We start from the raw sequence: 18,595 nt of genomic DNA, 5'->3' as shown, positions 1-18,595 counted from the left end.
CCACCTGCGTTTTGTCGTACACATTGCCCGTAGCTATTCCGGCTACGGTCTGGCTCAGGCTGACCTGATCCAGGAAGGTAACGTCGGCCTGATGAAGGCGGTCAAGCGCTTCAACCCGGAAATGGGTGTGCGTCTGGTGTCGTTCGCCGTGCACTGGATCAAGGCGGAAATTCACGAGTTCATCCTGCGCAACTGGCGCATTGTGAAAGTCGCGACCACCAAGGCCCAGCGCAAGCTGTTCTTCAACCTGCGCAGCCAGAAGAAACGTCTGGCGTGGCTGAACAACGAGGAAGTCCACCGTGTGGCGGAAAGCCTCGGTGTGGAACCGCGTGAAGTGCGCGAGATGGAAAGTCGCCTGACCGGCCATGACATGGCCTTCGACCCGGCTGCTGAAGCCGACGACGACAGCGCTTTCCAGTCGCCGGCCAACTATCTGGAAGACCACCGGTACGACCCGGCGCGTCAGCTGGAAGATGCCGACTGGAGCGACAACTCCAACAACAACCTGCACGAAGCACTCGAAGTGCTGGACGAGCGCAGCCGTGACATCCTCTACCAGCGCTGGCTGGCAGAAGAGAAAGCCACGCTGCACGACCTGGCGCAGAAGTACAACGTGTCGGCTGAGCGTATCCGTCAGCTCGAGAAGAGCGCGATGAACAAGCTCAAGTTGTCGATCGCTGCGTAACCGGCGAACAGGCAATAAAAAACGCCCCGATCAGCAATGATCGGGGCGTTTTTGTATGTCGCGTTTAAAGCTGAATCAGATCAGCGCTGAACAACGCGCAATTGCTTGCTGGCCGGTTCATTAGGCAATACGCGCTTGGCGACGACGTAATGCTTTTCCCAATACGGCTTGTTCAGCGTATCGATGCTCACCGACTTGCCACGACGCGGCGCGTGGATGAAGCGATCATTGCCTAGGTAGATGGCAACATGGTTGACTCGACGGCTCTTGATGTTGAAAAAGATCAGGTCGCCGGGCTTGAGATCGTTGCGCTCGACCTTCACCCCATGACCGCTGGCCATGGCGTTGGAAGTGCGTGGCAGGTCGAATGTGGCATCGTTAAACGCATATTTCACCAGACCGCTGCAATCGAAGCCTTTACTTGGGCTGCTGCCGCCCCAACGATAAGGTGTACCGAGGACGTTTACAGCGCGGCTGAGCACGTTGCTGCTCTCCTTGCTCGCCATCGGTGGCACCAGCTTGCTGTGGTTCTTGCTGCTCAGCGTGGTGGTTTTGCTTTTGCTGCTTTTGCTCGAAGGAGCCGAAGCATGGGATTTAGGGGTAAAGCCGTTAACGTTAGGAAGACGTTGCTCACGATTGGTGGCGTGGGCGGCCAGTGGCATTAATAGGCAGATGGTTAGCCATGTCTTGAAAAATGGTCGCATTAGGCGTGGCTCTTAAGTGGTAGCGCGCAACTTTATAACAGCTTTTTTGTCCCTTCCGAGGCCGTTGGTCGATTCAACCCGGTGGTCAATTTCGCTCAACAAGCGGCAAATTGAATCAATTGTCGGACAGAACCCAAGCTCCACAAGGCTTTGCGCAATGTGTAACAGTGAAGAGCCACTTGTCGGCTCGACACAAAAAAGTCACAAAGATGCAGAAAATATTTATCTATCGAGGCAAATGAGGTCATTCATGAACCGCTATCAGCAGGTTGCTCAACCGCAGGACACGCACAGCAAGGTGATCGGTTATCTGCTGTGGATTCTTGGCTTCACCGGCGCTCACCGCTTCTATTACGGCAAACCGGTGACCGGGACGATCTGGTTTTTTACCTTCGGTTTGCTCGGCATCGGCTGGCTGATCGACCTGTTCCTGATCCCGGCGATGGATCGTGAGGCCGATCTGCGTTTTACCGCAGGGCCGATCGAATACAACGTCGCGTGGATTCTGCTGACGTTCCTTGGGGTCTTCGGCGTGCACCGGATGTATCAGGGGAAATGGATCAGCGGGCTGGTGTATCTGCTCACGGGCGGGTTGTTCTTTATTGGCGTGCTGTATGACTTCTGGACGCTGAACGATCAGGTCTCGGTGCGTAACGCGCAGAATCGCGGCGCTTTCCAGTAACCTGTGGCGAGGGGATTTATCCCTGTTGGGCTGCGAAGCGGCCCTGAATACGAGAACGCGGTGGAGATGATCCACCGCGTGCAATGGCTTCGCGACTGCTTCGCAGCCGAACGGGGATAAATCCCCTCGCCACAATATCCCTCAGCCTCAGGCCTGGTGGCTAATCCGCCCATCCACCAGCGTATAACGAACCACACCCGGCAGGCTGTGCCCCAGGAACGGGCAGTTCTCGCCCTTCGACAGCCAGTTCTCACCGGCCACCGTCGAAGCCTGCGGGTCGAACAGCACGATGTCCGCCGCACCACCCACCGCGAGCTTGCCCGCCGGCAGGCGCAGCGCTTCAGCCGGGCCTGCGCTCAGACGCGCGAGCAAGGTCGGCAGATCGAGCAAGCCATCCTCCACCAGCGTCATCGCCAATGGCAGCAACAACTCAACGCTGCTGATGCCCGGCTCGGTCGCGCCGAACGGTGCCAGTTTGGCGTCACGTTCGTGTGGCTGGTGATGGCTGGAAATCGCCGAGATCACCCCGGATTTCACCGCTTCACGCAGACCGTCGCGGTCAGCGCGGGTACGCAGCGGCGGTTGCACGTGATAGAGGCTGCTGAAGTCGATCAGCGCTTCGTCGGTCAGAATCAGCTGATACAACGCGACATCCGCCGTCACCTTCAAACCACGGGCCTGGGCCTGAGCGATCAGGGCGACGCCGCGCGCGCTGGTCAGTTGGCTGAAGTGCGCGCGCACGCCGGATTGCTCGACCAGCAGCAGATCTCGAGCCAATGCCACCGTTTCAGCGGTTTCCGGAATCCCCGGCAGACCGAGGAAGCTGGCCACCGCGCCCTCGTGAGCCAAACCACCTTCGGCCAGATCATGATCCTGCGAGTTGAAAATCACCGTCAGATCAAACGTCGCCGCATATTCCAGCGCCCGGCACAGCGTGCGGGTATTGCGAAAGCTCTCCAGACCGTTGCCGAACGCCACACAACCGGCGTCGCGCAGTGCCACCAGTTCAGCCAGTTGCTCGCCGTCCAGACCTTTGCTCAGCGCGCCAATCGGGAACACCTTGGTGTTGCCGGCTTCGCGGGCGCGGTCGAGGATCAGCTCGGCCACGGCGGAGGTGTCCAGCACCGGTTTGGTTTTCGGTGGGCAGCACAGGCTGGTCACACCGCCGGCGGCGGCGGCGCGGGTTTCGCTGATGATCGAGCCTTTGCGGCTGTAGCCCGGCTCGCGCAGGGCCACGTTCAGATCGACCAACCCCGGAGCGGCGACGAGGCCTTGGGCGTCGATGGTTTCTACTGCCGTGAAACCCGCTGGAGCGGCGCCGAGGGCGACGATCTTGCAGGCTTCAACGTGAATGTCGGTGATTTGATCCAGGCCGCTGCTTGGATCGATGACGCGTGCGCCGAGAATGCTGAGCTTCACTGGGCGTTCTCCTGCTCGAATTGACGCTGCGCGGTTTGTCCGCTCATGGCCATGGACAGCACAGCCATACGAATTGCGATGCCGTAGGTGACCTGATTGAGGATCACCGAGTGCGGGCCGTCGGCCACTGCCGACTCGATCTCCACGCCACGGTTGATAGGCCCCGGGTGCATGACGATGCAATCGGGTTTGGCCCCGGCCAGACGCGCGGTGGTCAGGCCGAACAAACGGTAGAACTCGCCTTCGCTCGGCAACAGGCCGCCGGTCATGCGTTCACGCTGCAGGCGCAACATGATCACCACGTCGACGTCTTTCAGGCCTTCGGTCATGTCGGTGTAGACCTTCACGCCGTATTGCTCGATGCCGATCGGCAGCAGAGTTTTCGGCGCGATCACGCGGATGTCCGGGCAACCGAGGGTTTTCAGCGCGAGCATGTTCGAGCGCGCCACCCGCGAGTGCAGGATGTCGCCGACGATGGCCACCGAGAGGTTTTCAAAACCGCCCTTGTGCCGACGAATAGTGAGCATGTCGAGCATGCCCTGCGTCGGGTGCGCGTGACGGCCGTCGCCGCCGTTGATGATCGCCACTTGCGGGCAAACGTGTTCGGCGATGAAGTGCGCAGCGCCGGAATCACCGTGGCGCACGACGAACATGTCGGCGGCCATGGCTTCGAGGTTGCGCAGGGTGTCGAGCAGCGTTTCACCTTTGCTTGCCGACGAAGTCGACACGTTCAGGGTGATCACGTCCGCCGACAGCCGCTGGGCCGCCAGTTCGAAGGTGGTGCGGGTGCGCGTGGAGTTTTCGAAGAACACGTTGCACACGGTCTTGCCGCGCAGCAACGGGACTTTCTTCACCGCCCGGGCACCGACTTCTAGGAACGAGACGGCAGAGTCGAGGATTTCCGTCAGCAACTCGCGGCGCAGGCCGTCGAGCGAGAGGAAGTGGCGCAGCTGGCCCTGATCATTGAGCTGCAGCGGGCGCTTGGTATCTAGAGGCGTCATCGCGAAGGGGACTCTCAATAGGGCGGATTAAAGGGACATGTCTTGCAGTTCGAGCGTCAACGGCTCGGGGCCGGACAGCTTTACCCGTTCGTGAGCGGCCAGCGCCAAGGTCGCGCCGACCACGTTCGGGCGGATCGGCAGCTCACCAGCGTCCAGATCCAGCAGGCAGACCAGGGTCACGCTGGCCGGGCGGCCGTAGTCGAACAATTCATTGAGGGCGGCGCGGATGGTGCGGCCGCTCATCAGTACGTCGTCGATCAGCACCAGATGCTGGCCTTCGATCTCGAAGGGCAGGGCGGACGGGCGTACCTGCGGGTGCAGACCGTTCTGGCTGAAGTCGTCGCGGTAGAAGGACACGTCCAGCGTACCCAGTGGCGCGTCGCTGCCCAATTCCTTGAGCAAGGCCTGCGCGACCCAGATGCCGCCAGTGCGGATGCCGATGTAGCGCGGTTCAGTGATGTCACGCTGGGCAAGGTGCGCCTTGAGGCGGGTCGCCATCTGACTGATCAGATCGGCGGGATTTGGCAGGCTCATGGTTGCTCCTTGTTGGGGGCGAGTCGGATCCTTGGACACGACTCGGTTTTTCACTCAAAAGAAAAGCGCCGAAGCGCTTGTCAGGATTCAAACAATGCAGTGTTTTCATCGAGCCAGCCCTGCAACAGCAGCGCGGCAGCGATGGCGTCCACCGGGTTGTCGCGGTAACTGCCTTTTTGGCCGCCACGGGCCAGTCGCTCGCCTTTGGCCTCGAACGTGGTCAGGCGCTCGTCGTGGGTATAGAAGGGCACATTGAAGCGGCCGTTGAGGCGGCGGGCGAATTTCTCCGCGCGCAGGCACATTTCGCTCGGCGTGCCGTCCATGTTCAGCGGCAGGCCGACGACCACGGCGTCGGGTTTCCATTCTTTTATAAGCGCTTCGACCTGGTTCCAGTCGGGAACGCCGTTCTGTGCCTTCAAGGTGCACAGCTCGCGGGCCTGGCCAGTGATTACCTGACCGACGGCAACGCCGATCTGTTTGGTGCCGTAGTCGAAGCCGAGAATCAGACGCAGCGCCATCAGGCGTGACCTGCTTGGCTGGTCAGCAGGCTGAGGTTGATCCCCAGGTGCTTGGCCGCCGCTTCGAGACGCAGTTCGCTGCTGGTGTTGAAGAGGATGTCGGCGTCGTACGGGCAGGTCAGCCAGGCGTTGTCGGCCATTTCCGCTTCCAGTTGCCCGGCTTCCCAACCCGCATAGCCGAGGGCGATCAGGCTTTTCGCCGGGCCGACGCCGTCCGCGATGGCGAACAACACGTCTTGCGAGGTCGACAGCGACAGGTCGCCGTCCAGCTGTGCGGTGGCCTGGAAGGTTTTACCGGCCGGGTGCAGGACGAATCCGCGATCAGTCTGTACCGGCCCGCCGATGAAGATCGGCACATGCTGGCACAGTGCTGGCGGGTCGATGTCCGGGCGCAGTTGCTCGAGAATGTCGGCCAGATTCAGCTCTTGCGGTCGATTGACCACAATCCCCATCGCGCCATTGGCCGTGTGCTCGACGATGTAGGTCAAGGTATGGGCAAAGTTCGGGTCGGCCATGTGAGGCATGGCGATCAGGAAGTGATGCTTGAGGTAGCTGGGGCTGACGTTTTTCATGTGCGCTAGTGTGGCGTTCGGGGGGCAAACTGACAAGCTGGAGATGCTGACAAGAACACAGTTCCCTTGTTGGAACATGGCTTTGTGGCGAGGGGATTTATCCCCGTTGGGGTGCGAAGCGGCCCTGATGCCGTTGACAGGGTCTGCCTGACACTCCGTGGATGATGGTTTTGCGACTGCTGCGCAGCCGAGCGGGGATAAATCCCCTCGCCACAATGAATCTCAATGCCTCAGGATATTTAATTGCTGGACAAGCGGTCGCCCCGAGCAAATTTCCAGGTGCGGATGATTTCCAGGCGGTCGATGTCCGACAGGTCGCCGGTAAATGGTGCAAACGGCGCCGCCAACCGGACGATGCGCTGCGCCGCTTGGTCCAGCAGCGGCTGGCCAGACGATTCCAGCACCAGCACTTCATACAGCGAACCATCACGATTGATCGAGACCATCAGGCGCAAATTGCCGTAGATCTGCTTGCGCCGCGCTTCGTCGGGATAATTCAGGTTACCGATGCGCTCGACCTTCTTGCGCCATTCGTCTTTGTACCAGGCGCCCTTGTCGCGCATGGTCGACGCAGCGCTCAAGCGATGAATGCGCGGGCGTTTGGCGTACAGCTGTTGTTCTTTCGCCAGTTCGGCTTCAAGGCTAGCGATGTCGCTGGACAACTGCGAGCTGTCGAACGTCGGCGCGTCGACCGACGGTTTCACTTCAGTCTTGGTCTCTTCTTTCTTGGTCGGCGCTTTTTTCGGCTTCGGCGCCACGGTGGTCACCGCGGCTTTGGGCGCAGCCTCCTGCACTTCCGGCTTGGCGGCCGGTGGCGGCGTGACTTTTTTGACCTGATTGTCCTGGAACGGCGCGACCTCAGTGGTCTTCGGAATCGCCTTTTTGTCCAGCGTGCCGCTGCCTTCCTGATTTTCCTGAGCGAGAAAATCCGCCTTCTCCGGCTTCTTTTCGCTCTTGAAAGTGGCGAGGGTAATTTCCAGGGTTTTGCTGATTTGCTTGGGCTCGACCATCGTGAAGCCGACGCCAAGCAGCAACGCCAAATGAATCAGCGCCGCAAGGAATAGGGTAAAACCGAGGCGATCGGCCGGGCGCACGCCACGATGGGCGAGTTCAGCGGGCAGATCGGACGGGAGGGTCATTTCAAGAAAACCAACATCGCGTTTTTCAAAGGCCGGGCATGATAACGCAATGTTGGTCGTATCTTGGTTGTTCTATCTCAACGAGCTTTAAGCTTCTGATCGATGGCATCCATGAGCATGCCGCCGATATCAGTGCCAAACGCGTTGTCGATTTCACGGATGCAGGTCGGGCTGGTCACGTTGATTTCGGTCAGGCTCTCGCCGATCACGTCGAGACCGACGAACAGCAAGCCTTTCTCACGCAGGGTCGGGCCGACTTGGGCGGCGATCCAGCGATCTTTTTCAGTCAGCGGGCGCGCCTCACCACGGCCACCGGCGGCGAGGTTGCCACGGGTTTCGCCCTGCGCCGGAATCCGCGCCAGGCAGTAATCCACCGGCTCGCCGTCGATCATCAGGATGCGTTTGTCGCCGTCCTTGATCGCTGGCAGGTAGGCCTGGCCCATGATCTGCTGGCCACCGAGTGCGGTCAGGGTTTCCAGAATCACCGACAGGTTCGGATCGCCCGCACGGTGACGGAAGATCGAAGTGCCGCCCATGCCGTCCAGCGGCTTGAGGATCACGTCGCCGTGTTTCGCGGCGAATTCGCGCAGCACATCGGCGCGACGGCTGACAATGGTCGGCGGCGTGCACTGCGGGAACAGCGTGGCAAACAGCTTTTCATTGCAGTCGCGCAGGCTCTGCGGCTTGTTCACCACCAGTACGCCGGCGGTTTCAGCCTGTTCAAGCAGGTAGGTGGAGTAGACGAACTCCATGTCGAACGGCGGATCCTTGCGCATCAGGATCACGTCCAGATCGCTCAGCAGGTTGTCCTGCTCGGCGTCCAGTTCGAACCATTTTTCCGGGTTGGCGAAGACTTTCAGCGGCTTCATGCGCGCCCGCGCCTGACCTTCGCCCTGATACAGGTCGCGCTGTTCCATATAGAACAGTTCCCAGCCACGCTTTTGCGCGGCCAGCAGCATGGCCAGCGAGCTATCCTTTTTATAGGAGATGCTGGCGATAGGGTCCATGACAATCCCGACGCGAACGCTCATTGGGTTTTCCTCGAAAATTGGCTACCGGATCGGTATTGAAAAAGTGCCGCCAGAGTGGCGCCGGGTGGGTTTTCGGTCAAGGGAAAACCCGTCGATAGATTGGATCTGGAGACTGTGCTAAAAAGGCTGGCATATCGTGCTGGCCCTTAAGCATCAAGGGTTTCCGGCCATTACTCATAGCAAAACGGACAATTTGATTCGCAAAGGCGACGGTAGAGCCCTCTTATGGAACAGCAGTCCAGCGCCTTGAAGGTCATGGTGATCGACGACTCGAAAACGATTCGTCGCACCGCCGAAACATTGTTGAAGAATGTCGGTTGCGAAGTGATCACGGCGATCGACGGTTTCGACGCCCTGGCCAAGATCGCCGATAACCACCCCGGGATCATTTTTGTCGACATCATGATGCCGCGTCTGGATGGTTATCAGACCTGCGCTTTAATCAAGAACAACAGCGCGTTCAAGGCGACACCGGTGATCATGTTGTCATCGCGCGACGGGCTGTTCGACAAGGCCAAGGGGCGGATTGTCGGTTCTGATCAATTTTTGACCAAACCTTTCAGCAAGGAAGAACTGCTCAACGCGATTCAGGCCCATGTTCCGGGCTTTGCCGCCGTTTTGCCACAGTAAGACACGTACAGAGACGCGCGGTCAGCGGGCCGGGCGTCGACAAGAAAAATGGGGAAAACCATGGCACGTATCCTGATCGTCGATGATTCGCCGACTGAAATGTACAAACTCACCGGCATGCTGGAAAAGCACGGCCATGAAGTGTTGAAGGCCGAAAACGGCGCGGACGGCGTGGCCCTGGCCCGGCAGGAAAAACCTGACGCGGTACTGATGGACATCGTCATGCCCGGCCTCAACGGTTTTCAGGCAACCCGCCAGTTGACCAAGGATGCCGACACCACGCACATCCCGGTGATCATCATCACCACCAAGGATCAGGAAACCGACAAGGTCTGGGGCACTCGTCAGGGCGCCAAGGACTACCTGACCAAACCGGTCGACGAAGACACCCTGATCAAGACCCTGAACAACGTACTCAAAGGCTGATCGCGCAACCATGAGCGAATCGCTGACCGCGTTCGAACTGCTCTGGCAGATCGATCAGCGCTGCCGCTTGCTGGCGGCGGACTTGCCGTCGCAACCGGCGCGCCAGGATCGCTGGAGCGGCATCGGCTTTCGCCTCGGCGAACACTGGTATGTGGCGCCGATGGGCGAAGTCAGCGAAGTGCTGCACGAACCGCGCTTCACCCAGTTGCCCGGGGTCAAGCCGTGGGTCAAAGGCGTGGCTAACCTGCGTGGGCGGCTGCTGCCAATCATGGATTTGTGTGGTTTCTTCGGGCATGAACTGTCGCCGCTGCGCAAACAGCGGCGGGTGTTGGTGGTGGAGCATGGGGACGTGTTTGCCGGGCTGATGGTCGATGAGGTTATTGGTCTGCAGCACTTTGAGCAGAACAGCTTTGAACCGCTGTCGATCAGCAAGCGCCAGGGCTCCAAGGCCGAGTTCGTCAGAGGCTATTTTCGGCGCGAGCAGAACTGGCGGGTGTTCAGCCTGTTCGCACTGGCGAAATCCCCGGTATTCATGAGTGTCGCAATCTAGTCGAAACAACAGAGAACCCCTGTGGGAATGGGCCATGTAATGGTGGGATTCTGTGGCAAGGGAAACCTGTGGCGAGGGGATTTATCCCCGTTGGGTCGCGCAGCGGCCCCAAAATCTGCAACGCCTGACCATCGTCAGCGCATGCAAAATTTTGCGACTGCTTCGCAGCCGAACGGGGATAAATCCCCTCGCCACAAAAGCTCCACTTCACAAGGCTAACTCCCACAGGTTCTACCGGTGAGCTTCAAACAGGCGAGGACCGATGATAAAAGCAAAAACAGGCAAGCCGGCGGAAGGATCGCGCAGTCGCTCGCAGATCATCGTGCTGTTCATCGCACTGATCGTGTTCATCATGCTGCTGTTCGCCAACTTCGCTTACCTCAACACCCAGGCGAACTACGACAAACAGTACATCGGTCACGCCGGTGAGCTGCGCGTGCTCTCGCAGCGCATCGCCAAAAACGCCACCGAAGCCGCCGCCGGCAAGGCTGCCGCGTTCAAGTTGCTCAGCGATGCGCGCAACGATTTCGCCCTGCGCTGGGGTTACCTGAAGAAAGGCGACCCGGTCACCGGCCTGCCGCCAGCCCCTGCCACTGTGCGCCCGGAAATGCGCGCCGTGCAGCTGGACTGGGAACGTCTGCTGAAAAACACCGACGCGATTCTCTCCAGCGAACAGACCGTGCTGTCGCTGCATCAAGTCGCCGCGACCCTGGCCGAAACCGTGCCGCAGTTGCAGATCGAATACGAAAAAGTCGTCGAAATCCTCCTCCAGCGTGGTGCCCCGGCTGCACAAGTAGCGATGGCCCAACGTCAGTCGTTGCTGGCCGAACGCATCCTTGGCGCGGTCAACACCGTGCTCGCCGGTGACGAAAACTCGCAGCAAGCCGCCGATGCCTTTGGCCGCGACGCTACACGTTTCGGCCAAGTGCTGAACGGCATGCTGCAAGGCAACCCGACGCTGAAAATCACTCAGGTCGAAGACCGTGACGCCCGTGCGCGTTTGAGTGAAATCTCCGAGCTGTTCCAATTCGTCTCCGGCTCGGTCGATGAAATCCTCGAAACCTCGCCGGAACTGTTCAAGGTTCGCGAATCGGCGAGCAATATCTTCAGCCTCTCGCAAACCCTGCTCGACGAAGCCTCGCACCTGGCCACCGGTTTCGAAAACCTCGCGGGCGGGCGCAACACCGACACCATCGGCGGTTACGTCCTCGGTTTGCTGGCACTGGCCTCGATCATCCTGATCGGCATGGTCATGGTGCGCGAGACCAACCGGCAACTGCGCGAAACCGCCGAGAAGAACGAGCGTAACCAGAACGCGATCATGCGCCTGCTCGACGAAATCGAAGACCTCGCCGATGGCGATCTCACCGTCACCGCCTCGGTGACCGAAGACTTCACCGGCACCATCGCCGACTCGATCAACTATTCCGTCGACCAACTGCGCGACCTGGTCGCCACCATCAACCTCACCGCCGGCCAGGTCGCCGCCGCCGTGCAGGAAACCCAAGCCACCGCCATGCACCTGGCGCAAGCCTCGGAGCATCAGGCCCAGCAGATCTCCGAAGCCTCGACGGCGATCAGCGATATGGCTGAATCCATTGATCAGGTCTCGGCCAACGCTGCCGAGTCTTCGGCGGTAGCCGAGCGTTCCGTGGAGATCGCCAACAAAGGCAACGAGGTGGTGCACAACACCATCCACGGCATGGACAACATTCGCGAACAGATTCAGGACACCGCCAAGCGCATCAAGCGTCTCGGCGAGTCGTCGCAAGAAATCGGCGACATCGTCAGCCTGATCGACGACATCGCCGACCAGACCAACATCCTCGCCCTCAACGCCGCGATTCAGGCGTCGATGGCCGGTGATGCCGGGCGCGGTTTTGCTGTGGTTGCCGACGAAGTGCAACGGTTGGCCGAGCGCTCGTCCGCCGCCACTCGGCAGATCGAAACCCTGGTGCGGGCGATTCAGACCGATACCAACGAAGCCGTTATTTCCATGGAACAAACCACCACCGAAGTGGTGCGCGGCGCGCGACTGGCGCAGGATGCCGGTGTGGCCCTGGAAGAAATCGAAGGCGTGTCGAAAACCCTCGCGGCGCTGATTCAAAGCATCTCCAACGCGGCGCAGCAGCAGACGACGTCGGCCGGGCAGATTTCCCTGACGATGAATGTGATCCAGCAGATCACCTCGCAGACCTCGTCAGGCTCCACCGCTACCGCTGAGAGCATCGGCAACCTGACGAAAATGGCCAGCCAGCTGCGGCGCTCGGTGTCCGGATTCACCTTGCCGGCGGCGAAAGACAAAGCGTGAGTGGAGTGGTTATGGGTGATCGGCACGACTATGTGGCCCTCGAATGGGTCAAAGGCGAAATTGCCGAAACGCTGAAACAGGCGCATCAGGCGATTGAAGCCGTGCTCGATGATCCGCAGGCTTTTCCGGGGCTGGACGAGTGCCTGGATTACATCCATCAGGTGCACGGCAGCCTGCAGATGGTCGAATTCTACGGCGCAGCCTTGCTCGCCGAAGAGATGGAACATCTGGTCGAAGCCCTGCAGCAAGAGCGCGTCAGCCATCGCGACGAAGCGCTGCATCTGCTGCTGCAAGCGCTCGGACAATTGCCGATCTACCTCGACCGCGTGCAAAGCGCCCGGCGTGATTTACCGCTGGTGGTGCTGCCGCTGATCAACGATCTGCGCAGCGCCCGGGGCGAAAGTCTGTTGTCGGAAACCAGCCTGTTCAGCCCGCAACTGCCCGAGCTGCCGCCGCTGAGGGCAGAGGCCTTGGCGCTGCTGGAACCGCCAGAGTTGCCCAACGTGCTGCGCAAACTCCGGCAGACACTGCAAATGGCCTTGGTCGGTTTGCTGCGTGAACAGGACGATCAGACCCACCTCGGTTATCTGGCGAAAGTCTTTACTCGCCTCGAAGCGTTAAGTGGCGACACACCGCTGAGTCCGTTGTGGCAAGTCGCCTCGGCGCTGGTCGAAGGCATGCGCGAAGGCGTGATCGCCAACAGCCCGGCGCTGCGCAGCCTGTTCAAGGACGCCGACAAAGAGCTCAAGCGTCTGCTCGATCAAGGCATGGCCGGCCTCAACCAGCCGCCACCGCCGGAGCTGCTGAAAAGCCTGTTGTTCTATATTGCCAAAGCCGAACATCCCACCGGGCAGATGCTGACCATGAAAGATCGCTACTCCCTGGACGACGCGCTGCCCGACAGTGCGATGGTCGATGAAGAACGCGCACGCCTCGCTGGCCCTGACCGCGACGCGATGCGTTCGGTGCTGGCGGCATTGTGCGAAGAGCTGGTGCGGGTCAAGGAGCGCCTCGACCTGTTCGTGCGCAGCGACCGTCAGCACACCTCGGATCTGGAGAGTTTGCTGGCGCCGCTGAGGCAAATCGCCGACACCCTCGCCGTGCTCGGATTCGGTCAGCCGCGCAAAGTCATCATCGATCAATTGGCCGTGGTGCTCAGCCTTGCCCAAGGCCAGCGCGAACCGAACGACGCAATCCTGATGGACGTCGCCGGCGCCTTGCTCTACGTCGAGGCGACGCTGGCCGGGATGGTCGGCACCGTCGAGCCGGAAAGCCCGGAAGACGCGCGCCTGCCGACCACCGACCTGACGCAGATCCATCAGATCGTCATCAAGGAAGCGCGCATCTGCCTGCAACAGGCCAAGGACATGATCGTCGACTACATCGACGCCGATTGGGATCGCCAACACCTGCAACCGCTGCCGGCGCTGCTGACTCAAGTGCGCGGTGCACTGGCGATGATTCCGCTGAACCGCGCGGCGAGTCTGGTTGAGGCCTGCAACGGTTTTATCCGCGAACATTTGTTGCTCGATCCGCACGAACCGGGTTGGGAACAACTGGATCATCTGGCCGATGTCATCAGCAGCCTTGAGTATTACCTTGAACGCTTGAGCGACGACCCGCAGGCACCGGGCGAACAACTGCTGGATGTCGCGCAGAAATCCCTCGCCAGTCTGGGGTTCTTTCCAAATGAGCCGCATGTTCCCGTGCTCGAGGACGTGCTCTCCCCCAGCGAAGCGCTGGTGATGCAGGACATGCAAGCACTCGACGATCCGGACATCGTGCAGTCGCTGGCCGACGTGTTGGCCAGCCCGGTGTCAGCGCTCAACCCGCCGGCGCTGATCACTCCCGGCAGCCTGATGCCGCCGCCGGCCGATGAAGAACCGGTCGACGATGAGCTGCGCGAAGTGTTCCTCGAAGAGACCGATGAAGTTCTTGAAGTCCTCCACGAATACCTGCCGCGCTGGGCTGCCAATCCGCAGGATCGCGATGCGCTGACTGAACTGCGCCGCGCCTTCCACACCTTGAAGGGCAGCGGGCGCATGGTGCGCGCGTTGATCCTCGGTGAGCTGGCCTGGTCGGTTGAAAATCTGCTCAACCGCGTGCTCGAACAAAGTGTCGAACCCGGCTCGGTCGTCCAGCAACTGCTGACCGACACGGTGCTGTTGCTGCCGGAACTGATCAGCGAATTCGCCATCAACCGCCAGCGTCAGCGCAGCGATGTCGATCAACTCGCCGCCCGCGCGCACGCCTTGGCCAAGGGTGACGAGCCGATGGCCGCTGAAGACGTCGACGATGTCGCGGCGCTTGATCCACTGTTGCTGGAGATCTTCCGCAACGAAGCGGAAACCCACCTCGCCAGCCTCAACCGTTTCCTCGATCAAGCCGCCGAGCATGTGCCGTTGCAAGCCAGCGACGAATTGCAGCGCGCCCTGCACACGCTCAAGGGCAGCGCGTCGATGGCCGGCGTGTTGCCGATTGCCGAACTGGCGGCGCCGCTCGATCAACTGGCTCGCGAATTCAAGGCGCACCAGTTGCCGCTGGATCTCGATGAAGTGGAATTGCTCCTCGAAGCCGAGGGCTTGTTTCGCGTCGGTTTGCGTCAGCTCAAACACGATCCGCTGGCGCCGATTGTCGGCGCGCAGTCGCTGATCAAGCGCACCGATGAACTGCTGGCCGAGCGGCTGGCGTCGATCCTCGATGCGCCGAACACCGGCCTGCGGATCAAGCGCGACCCGCAACTGATCAACAACTTTCTCGCCCAAGGCATGGACATCCTCCTCGACGCCGAAAGCCTGTTGCAGCGCTGGCAGCAACACCCCGGCGAACGTCAGGAACTCAGCGCGCTGCTCGATGAATTGACCACGCTGGGCGAGGGCGCGCACCTCGCCGATCTGCTGCCGGTCGATGTGTTGTGCGAGGCTTTGCTCGATCTTTACGGCGCCGTCGAAGAAAGCAGTCTGGCGGTCAGCGAGCGGTTTTTTCACGAAGCGCAAAATGCCCACGAAGCGCTGATCAACATGCTCGACGAACTGGCTGCCGGCCAGGAAGTCACCCCGCAGCCTGAGCGAATCCGCGCGTTGCATGATCTGCTCGATGAAAGCCTCGACCCGTCGTCGATGGGCCTGATTCGCAGCGACGGCAGCCGCACCCTGAGCATCCGCGAACTGGGCAGCGCCACCGCCGAACTGCAACAAACGGCCAGTGCTTTTGAAGCGGACGACGAGATCGTCGAGATCTTCCTCGAAGAGGCCGTGGACATTCTCGACAGCGCCGGCCAGGCCTTGCAGCGCTGGCTGAGTGACCCGGACAACAGCGCGCCGTTGTCATCCTTGCAGCGCGATTTGCACACGCTCAAGGGCGGCGCGCGCATGGCTGAAGTCGAGGCCATCGGCGATCTCGCTCAGGAGCTGGAAAGCCTCTACGAAGGCCTGGTCGATCGTCGCTACAACTACAGCGAAACGCTGGGCCGCTTGCTGCTCAAGAGTCACGACCGCTTGGCGCTGTTGCTTGATCAGTTGCAAAACCATCAGCCACTGACGCCGGCGCACGATCTGATTGAGGCGATCCGCCAAGTGCGGCAGGGGCCAGGCATCGCCGAAACGCCGCCAGCCACCGCCGATCATGACGGCGCCAGTCACGATCCGGAGCTGCTGGAGATCTTCCTCGAAGAAGGTTTCGACATCATCGAAAACTCCGGCGCCGCGCTGCTGCGCTGGCAGGCCGAGCCGGGTAATCGACAGGAAATCGAAACCCTGCTGCGCGATCTGCACACCCTCAAGGGTGGCGCGCGGATGGTCGAGATCAGCCCGATCGGCGACCTCGCCCATGAGCTGGAATACCTTTACGAAAGTCTGTCGGCCAGTTCGCTGCAAGCCTCGACCGAACTGTTTGCGCTGGTGCAGCGCGGGCATGACCGACTGGCGCAGATGCTCGACGCGGTGCGTGCCGGGCAACCGTGCCCGCCGGCCGATCGGCTGATCAATGCGATCCAGAATTTCAGTCACCCGGCGACCCTTGAAGTGCCGCCGGTGCTGCTGCCAGTTGCGGCGAAAACCGAGGCCGCACCGCCGGCGGCCGACGTTGGCGCGGACATGGTCAAGGTCTCCGCCGAGCTGCTGGATGAACTGGTGAATCTGGCCGGGGAAACCTCGATTTTCCGGGGCCGTATCGAGCAGCAAGTCAACGACGCACAGATTGCCCTGAACGAGATGGAAACCACCATCGAACGGATGCGCGATCAGTTGCGCCGTCTCGACACCGAAACCCAGGGGCGGATTCTCAGTCGCCAGCAAGCAGATGCCGAACGCCTCGGCTACGAAGAATTCGACCCGCTGGAAATGGATCGCCATTCGCAGTTGCAGCAACTGTCGCGAGCGCTGTTCGAATCCGCCTCCGACTTGCTCGATCTGAAAGAAACCCTCGACCGCCGCAACCACGACGCCGAGAACCTGTTGCAGCAACAGGGCCGTATCAACACCGAGTTGCAGGAAGGCCTGATGCGCACGCGCATGGTGCCGTTCGAACGCATGTTGCCGCGCCTGAAACGCATCGTCCGTCAGGTCGCCGAAGAGCTGAACAAAGACGTCGCGTTTGTCGTCGGCAACGCTGAAGGCGAGATGGATCGCAACGTGCTCGAACGCATGGCGGCGCCGTTGGAGCACATGCTGCGCAACGCCGTCGATCATGGTCTGGAGTCTGCCGAAGTACGGTTGGCGGCGGGTAAACCGGCGCAAGGGCAGATCAGCCTCGACCTGTCTCGCGAGGGCGGCGACATCGTTTTCGACATCCGCGATGACGGCGCCGGTGTGCCGCTGGAAGCGGTGCGCAACAAGGCGATCAAGCGTGGTTTGCTCGCGCCGAATGCCGAGATCAGCGACCGCGATGTGTTGCAGTTCATCCTCCAGCCGGGGTTTTCCACAGCGGAAAAAATTACGCAGATTTCCGGGCGTGGCGTCGGCATGGACGTGGTGCACGAAGAAGTTCGGCAACTCGGCGGCACCATGAGCATCGACTCGGTGCCGGGGCAGGGCATGCATTTCCGCATTCGTCTGCCGTTCACCGTGTCGGTCAACCGTGCGTTGATGGTGCAGTGTGGCGAGGATCAATACGCGATTCCGCTGAACACCATCGAAGGCATTGTTCGCGTGTTGCCGAATGATCTCGAAGGGCACTTCCGTCAGGATCCGCCGCGCTATCAGTACGGCGGCCAGACTTATGAACTGTGCTACCTCGGTGAGCTGCTGAAAACCGCTCCACGGCCAAAACTGCTCGGCCAGAATCTGCCATTGCCGGTGCTGCTGGTGCACTACAACGACCGGCGCATCGCGGTGCAGGTCGACACCATGGCCGGCACCCGCGAAATCGTGGTCAAGAGCCTCGGCGCGCAATTCGCCGCGCTGCAGGGCGTGTCCGGGGCGACGATTCTCGGCGATGGCCGGGTGGTGCTGATTCTCGATCTGCTCGCACCGATTCGGGCGATGCAGGCGCGCATTGCGCAAACGCCGACGCTGCCGGAGATCGACAGCGAACCGCAGAAACCGCTGCTGGTGATGGTGGTCGACGACTCGGTCACCGTGCGCAAGGTCACCAGCCGCTTGCTCGAACGCCACGGCATGAACGTGCTGACCGCCAAGGACGGAGTCGATGCGATGCTGCTGCTCGAAGAACACATGCCCGACCTGATGCTGCTCGACATCGAAATGCCGCGCATGGACGGCTTCGAAGTCGCCACCCAGGTGCGCAACGACGAGCGTCTGCAACACCTGCCGATCATCATGATCACCTCGCGCACCGGGCAAAAACACCGCGACCGTGCCATGGCCATCGGCGTCAACGACTACCTCGGCAAGCCGTATCAAGAGTCGGTGCTGCTTGAAAGCATTGCCCAGTGGAGCAAGAAACATGCATGAACGCCGGCATAATCAGCGCACCAGTCAGCTGACCGGGCTATTGCTGCCGCTGGCGGATCGCAATTTGATCCTGCCTAACGTCGCCGTGGCTGAGCTGATCGACTATCAGGCCAGTGCCTTCGATCTGGATACGCCGCCGTGGTATCTCGGCAGGGTTACGTGGCGTGAACGGCGTATTCCGTTGCTGAGTTTTGAATCGGCGTGTGGGCAGAAAATTGTGATTGGCGAGCGCGCGCGGATCGTGATCTTGAATGCACTCGGTGGGTTGCCGGAGTTGAAGTTCATTGCGCTGCTGGTGCAGGGGATTCCGCGGTCGTACAAGCTCGACAGCCAGTTGAGTTATGTCGACGTGCCGTTGTGTGCGCTGGAGCAGGCGGCGGTGCAGGTGGGGGAACAAGTGGCGAAGGTGCCGGATTTGTTGGGGTTGGAGCGACTGTTGGTTGAGGCAGATCTGGTTTAACGGCCTGACCCTCACCCCAGC

At 60.7% G+C, this 18,595-nt stretch carries 16 protein-coding genes; 8 read left to right on the top strand and 8 right to left on the bottom strand.

Annotated elements, in window-relative coordinates; translation table 11 throughout:
• Positions 1-685, top strand: a 685-nt coding sequence (gene rpoH / locus ACIP1X_RS13265; protein ID WP_400752683.1) for an RNA polymerase sigma factor RpoH, incomplete at its 5' end; no start/stop codon positions are given.
• A gap of 80 nt (positions 686-765) precedes the next feature.
• Here the strand turns inward: rpoH and ACIP1X_RS13260 are convergent.
• Positions 766-1,389: a C40 family peptidase gene (locus ACIP1X_RS13260; protein WP_053124715.1), complete on the bottom strand. Its 624-nt coding sequence runs from the start codon at positions 1,387-1,389 to the stop codon at positions 766-768.
• Between the two features lie 250 nt (positions 1,390-1,639).
• Here ACIP1X_RS13260 and ACIP1X_RS13255 point away from each other — a divergent pair, with 250 nt between their 5' ends.
• On the top strand, positions 1,640-2,071 hold the full coding sequence (locus tag ACIP1X_RS13255) for a TM2 domain-containing protein (RefSeq protein WP_053124713.1): 432 nt from the start codon (positions 1,640-1,642) through the stop codon (positions 2,069-2,071).
• A 147-nt stretch (positions 2,072-2,218) separates the two neighbouring features.
• Here ACIP1X_RS13255 and ACIP1X_RS13250 read toward each other — a convergent pair whose 3' ends face one another.
• The 7 genes from ACIP1X_RS13250 to gshB all read right to left on the bottom strand — a co-directional run bounded on the left by ACIP1X_RS13250 (position 2,219) and on the right by gshB (position 8,285).
• The gene (locus tag ACIP1X_RS13250) at positions 2,219-3,490 is read right to left on the bottom strand and encodes a dihydroorotase (protein ID WP_159811883.1); all 1,272 of its coding nucleotides are present in this window, start codon (positions 3,488-3,490) and stop codon (positions 2,219-2,221) included.
• A complete protein-coding gene (locus tag ACIP1X_RS13245; RefSeq protein WP_400752681.1) occupies positions 3,487-4,491 on the bottom strand; it encodes an aspartate carbamoyltransferase catalytic subunit in 1,005 nt (334 codons plus the stop codon). The genes ACIP1X_RS13250 and ACIP1X_RS13245 overlap by 4 nt, the downstream gene beginning before the upstream one ends.
• Before the next feature lie 27 nt (positions 4,492-4,518).
• Complete coding sequence (gene pyrR, locus ACIP1X_RS13240) at positions 4,519-5,025, bottom strand: bifunctional pyr operon transcriptional regulator/uracil phosphoribosyltransferase PyrR (protein WP_053124709.1); 507 nt, start codon at positions 5,023-5,025, stop codon at positions 4,519-4,521.
• Positions 5,026-5,105: 80 nt separating this feature from the next.
• Complete coding sequence (ruvX, locus tag ACIP1X_RS13235) at positions 5,106-5,543, bottom strand: Holliday junction resolvase RuvX (RefSeq protein WP_158833532.1); 438 nt, start codon at positions 5,541-5,543, stop codon at positions 5,106-5,108.
• A complete protein-coding gene (locus ACIP1X_RS13230; protein ID WP_053124707.1) occupies positions 5,543-6,115 on the bottom strand; it encodes a YqgE/AlgH family protein in 573 nt (190 codons plus the stop codon). The genes ruvX and ACIP1X_RS13230 overlap by 1 nt, the downstream gene beginning before the upstream one ends.
• Positions 6,116-6,354: 239 nt before the next feature.
• On the bottom strand, positions 6,355-7,254 hold the full coding sequence (locus ACIP1X_RS13225; RefSeq protein WP_053124705.1) for an energy transducer TonB: 900 nt from the start codon (positions 7,252-7,254) through the stop codon (positions 6,355-6,357).
• A 77-nt stretch (positions 7,255-7,331) separates the two neighbouring features.
• Complete coding sequence (gene gshB / locus ACIP1X_RS13220; RefSeq protein WP_053124703.1) at positions 7,332-8,285, bottom strand: glutathione synthase; 954 nt, start codon at positions 8,283-8,285, stop codon at positions 7,332-7,334.
• Between the two features lie 225 nt (positions 8,286-8,510).
• Here gshB and pilG point away from each other — a divergent pair, with 225 nt between their 5' ends.
• The 6 genes from pilG to ACIP1X_RS13190 all read left to right on the top strand — a co-directional run bounded on the left by pilG (position 8,511) and on the right by ACIP1X_RS13190 (position 18,574).
• Positions 8,511-8,915: a twitching motility response regulator PilG gene (gene pilG, locus ACIP1X_RS13215; RefSeq protein ID WP_007913673.1), complete on the top strand. Its 405-nt coding sequence runs from the start codon at positions 8,511-8,513 to the stop codon at positions 8,913-8,915.
• Between the two features lie 60 nt (positions 8,916-8,975).
• A complete protein-coding gene (pilH, locus tag ACIP1X_RS13210; protein WP_053124759.1) occupies positions 8,976-9,341 on the top strand; it encodes a twitching motility response regulator PilH in 366 nt (121 codons plus the stop codon).
• A 10-nt stretch (positions 9,342-9,351) separates the two neighbouring features.
• Positions 9,352-9,891 (top strand): chemotaxis protein CheW, encoded by a 540-nt coding sequence (locus ACIP1X_RS13205; RefSeq protein WP_400752676.1) that lies wholly within the window; start codon positions 9,352-9,354, stop codon positions 9,889-9,891.
• A gap of 262 nt (positions 9,892-10,153) precedes the next feature.
• Positions 10,154-12,202, top strand: a complete 2,049-nt coding sequence (locus ACIP1X_RS13200) for a methyl-accepting chemotaxis protein (RefSeq protein ID WP_053124698.1) — start codon at positions 10,154-10,156, stop codon at positions 12,200-12,202.
• 11 nt (positions 12,203-12,213) lie between these two features.
• The gene (locus ACIP1X_RS13195; RefSeq protein WP_400752673.1) at positions 12,214-18,114 is read left to right on the top strand and encodes an Hpt domain-containing protein; all 5,901 of its coding nucleotides are present in this window, start codon (positions 12,214-12,216) and stop codon (positions 18,112-18,114) included.
• On the top strand, positions 18,107-18,574 hold the full coding sequence (locus tag ACIP1X_RS13190) for a chemotaxis protein CheW (RefSeq protein WP_400752670.1): 468 nt from the start codon (positions 18,107-18,109) through the stop codon (positions 18,572-18,574). Before ACIP1X_RS13195 ends, ACIP1X_RS13190 begins: the two co-directional genes overlap by 8 nt.
• Positions 18,575-18,595: the final 21 nt, after the last annotated feature.

Origin of the sequence: Pseudomonas sp. NPDC088885 (assembly GCF_044750025.1) — a bacterium.
In the GTDB taxonomy this organism is placed as follows: domain Bacteria; phylum Pseudomonadota; class Gammaproteobacteria; order Pseudomonadales; family Pseudomonadaceae; genus Aquipseudomonas; species Aquipseudomonas rustica.
The sequence above is the reverse complement of the archived record's forward strand: the minus strand, read 5'-3'. Positions and strand labels throughout refer to the sequence as shown.

What these genes read in the sequence shown, in the direction of transcription:
- ACIP1X_RS13230 (WP_053124707.1), bottom strand. Translation starts at nt 6,115, where the DNA reads ATGAAAAACGTCAGCCCCAGCTACCTCAAGCATCACTTCCTGATCGCC.
- ACIP1X_RS13255 (WP_053124713.1), top strand. Translation starts at nt 1,640, where the DNA reads ATGAACCGCTATCAGCAGGTTGCTCAACCGCAGGACACGCACAGCAAG.
- pilH (WP_053124759.1), top strand. Translation starts at nt 8,976, where the DNA reads ATGGCACGTATCCTGATCGTCGATGATTCGCCGACTGAAATGTACAAA.
- ACIP1X_RS13200 (WP_053124698.1), top strand. Translation starts at nt 10,154, where the DNA reads ATGATAAAAGCAAAAACAGGCAAGCCGGCGGAAGGATCGCGCAGTCGC.
- pyrR (WP_053124709.1), bottom strand. Translation starts at nt 5,025, where the DNA reads ATGAGCCTGCCAAATCCCGCCGATCTGATCAGTCAGATGGCGACCCGC.
- ACIP1X_RS13260 (WP_053124715.1), bottom strand. Translation starts at nt 1,389, where the DNA reads ATGCGACCATTTTTCAAGACATGGCTAACCATCTGCCTATTAATGCCA.
- ACIP1X_RS13190 (WP_400752670.1), top strand. Translation starts at nt 18,107, where the DNA reads ATGCATGAACGCCGGCATAATCAGCGCACCAGTCAGCTGACCGGGCTA.
- pilG (WP_007913673.1), top strand. Translation starts at nt 8,511, where the DNA reads ATGGAACAGCAGTCCAGCGCCTTGAAGGTCATGGTGATCGACGACTCG.
- ACIP1X_RS13195 (WP_400752673.1), top strand. Translation starts at nt 12,214, where the DNA reads ATGGGTGATCGGCACGACTATGTGGCCCTCGAATGGGTCAAAGGCGAA.
- ACIP1X_RS13245 (WP_400752681.1), bottom strand. Translation starts at nt 4,491, where the DNA reads ATGACGCCTCTAGATACCAAGCGCCCGCTGCAGCTCAATGATCAGGGC.
- ruvX (WP_158833532.1), bottom strand. Translation starts at nt 5,543, where the DNA reads ATGGCGCTGCGTCTGATTCTCGGCTTCGACTACGGCACCAAACAGATC.
- gshB (WP_053124703.1), bottom strand. Translation starts at nt 8,285, where the DNA reads ATGAGCGTTCGCGTCGGGATTGTCATGGACCCTATCGCCAGCATCTCC.
- ACIP1X_RS13205 (WP_400752676.1), top strand. Translation starts at nt 9,352, where the DNA reads ATGAGCGAATCGCTGACCGCGTTCGAACTGCTCTGGCAGATCGATCAG.
- ACIP1X_RS13225 (WP_053124705.1), bottom strand. Translation starts at nt 7,254, where the DNA reads ATGACCCTCCCGTCCGATCTGCCCGCTGAACTCGCCCATCGTGGCGTG.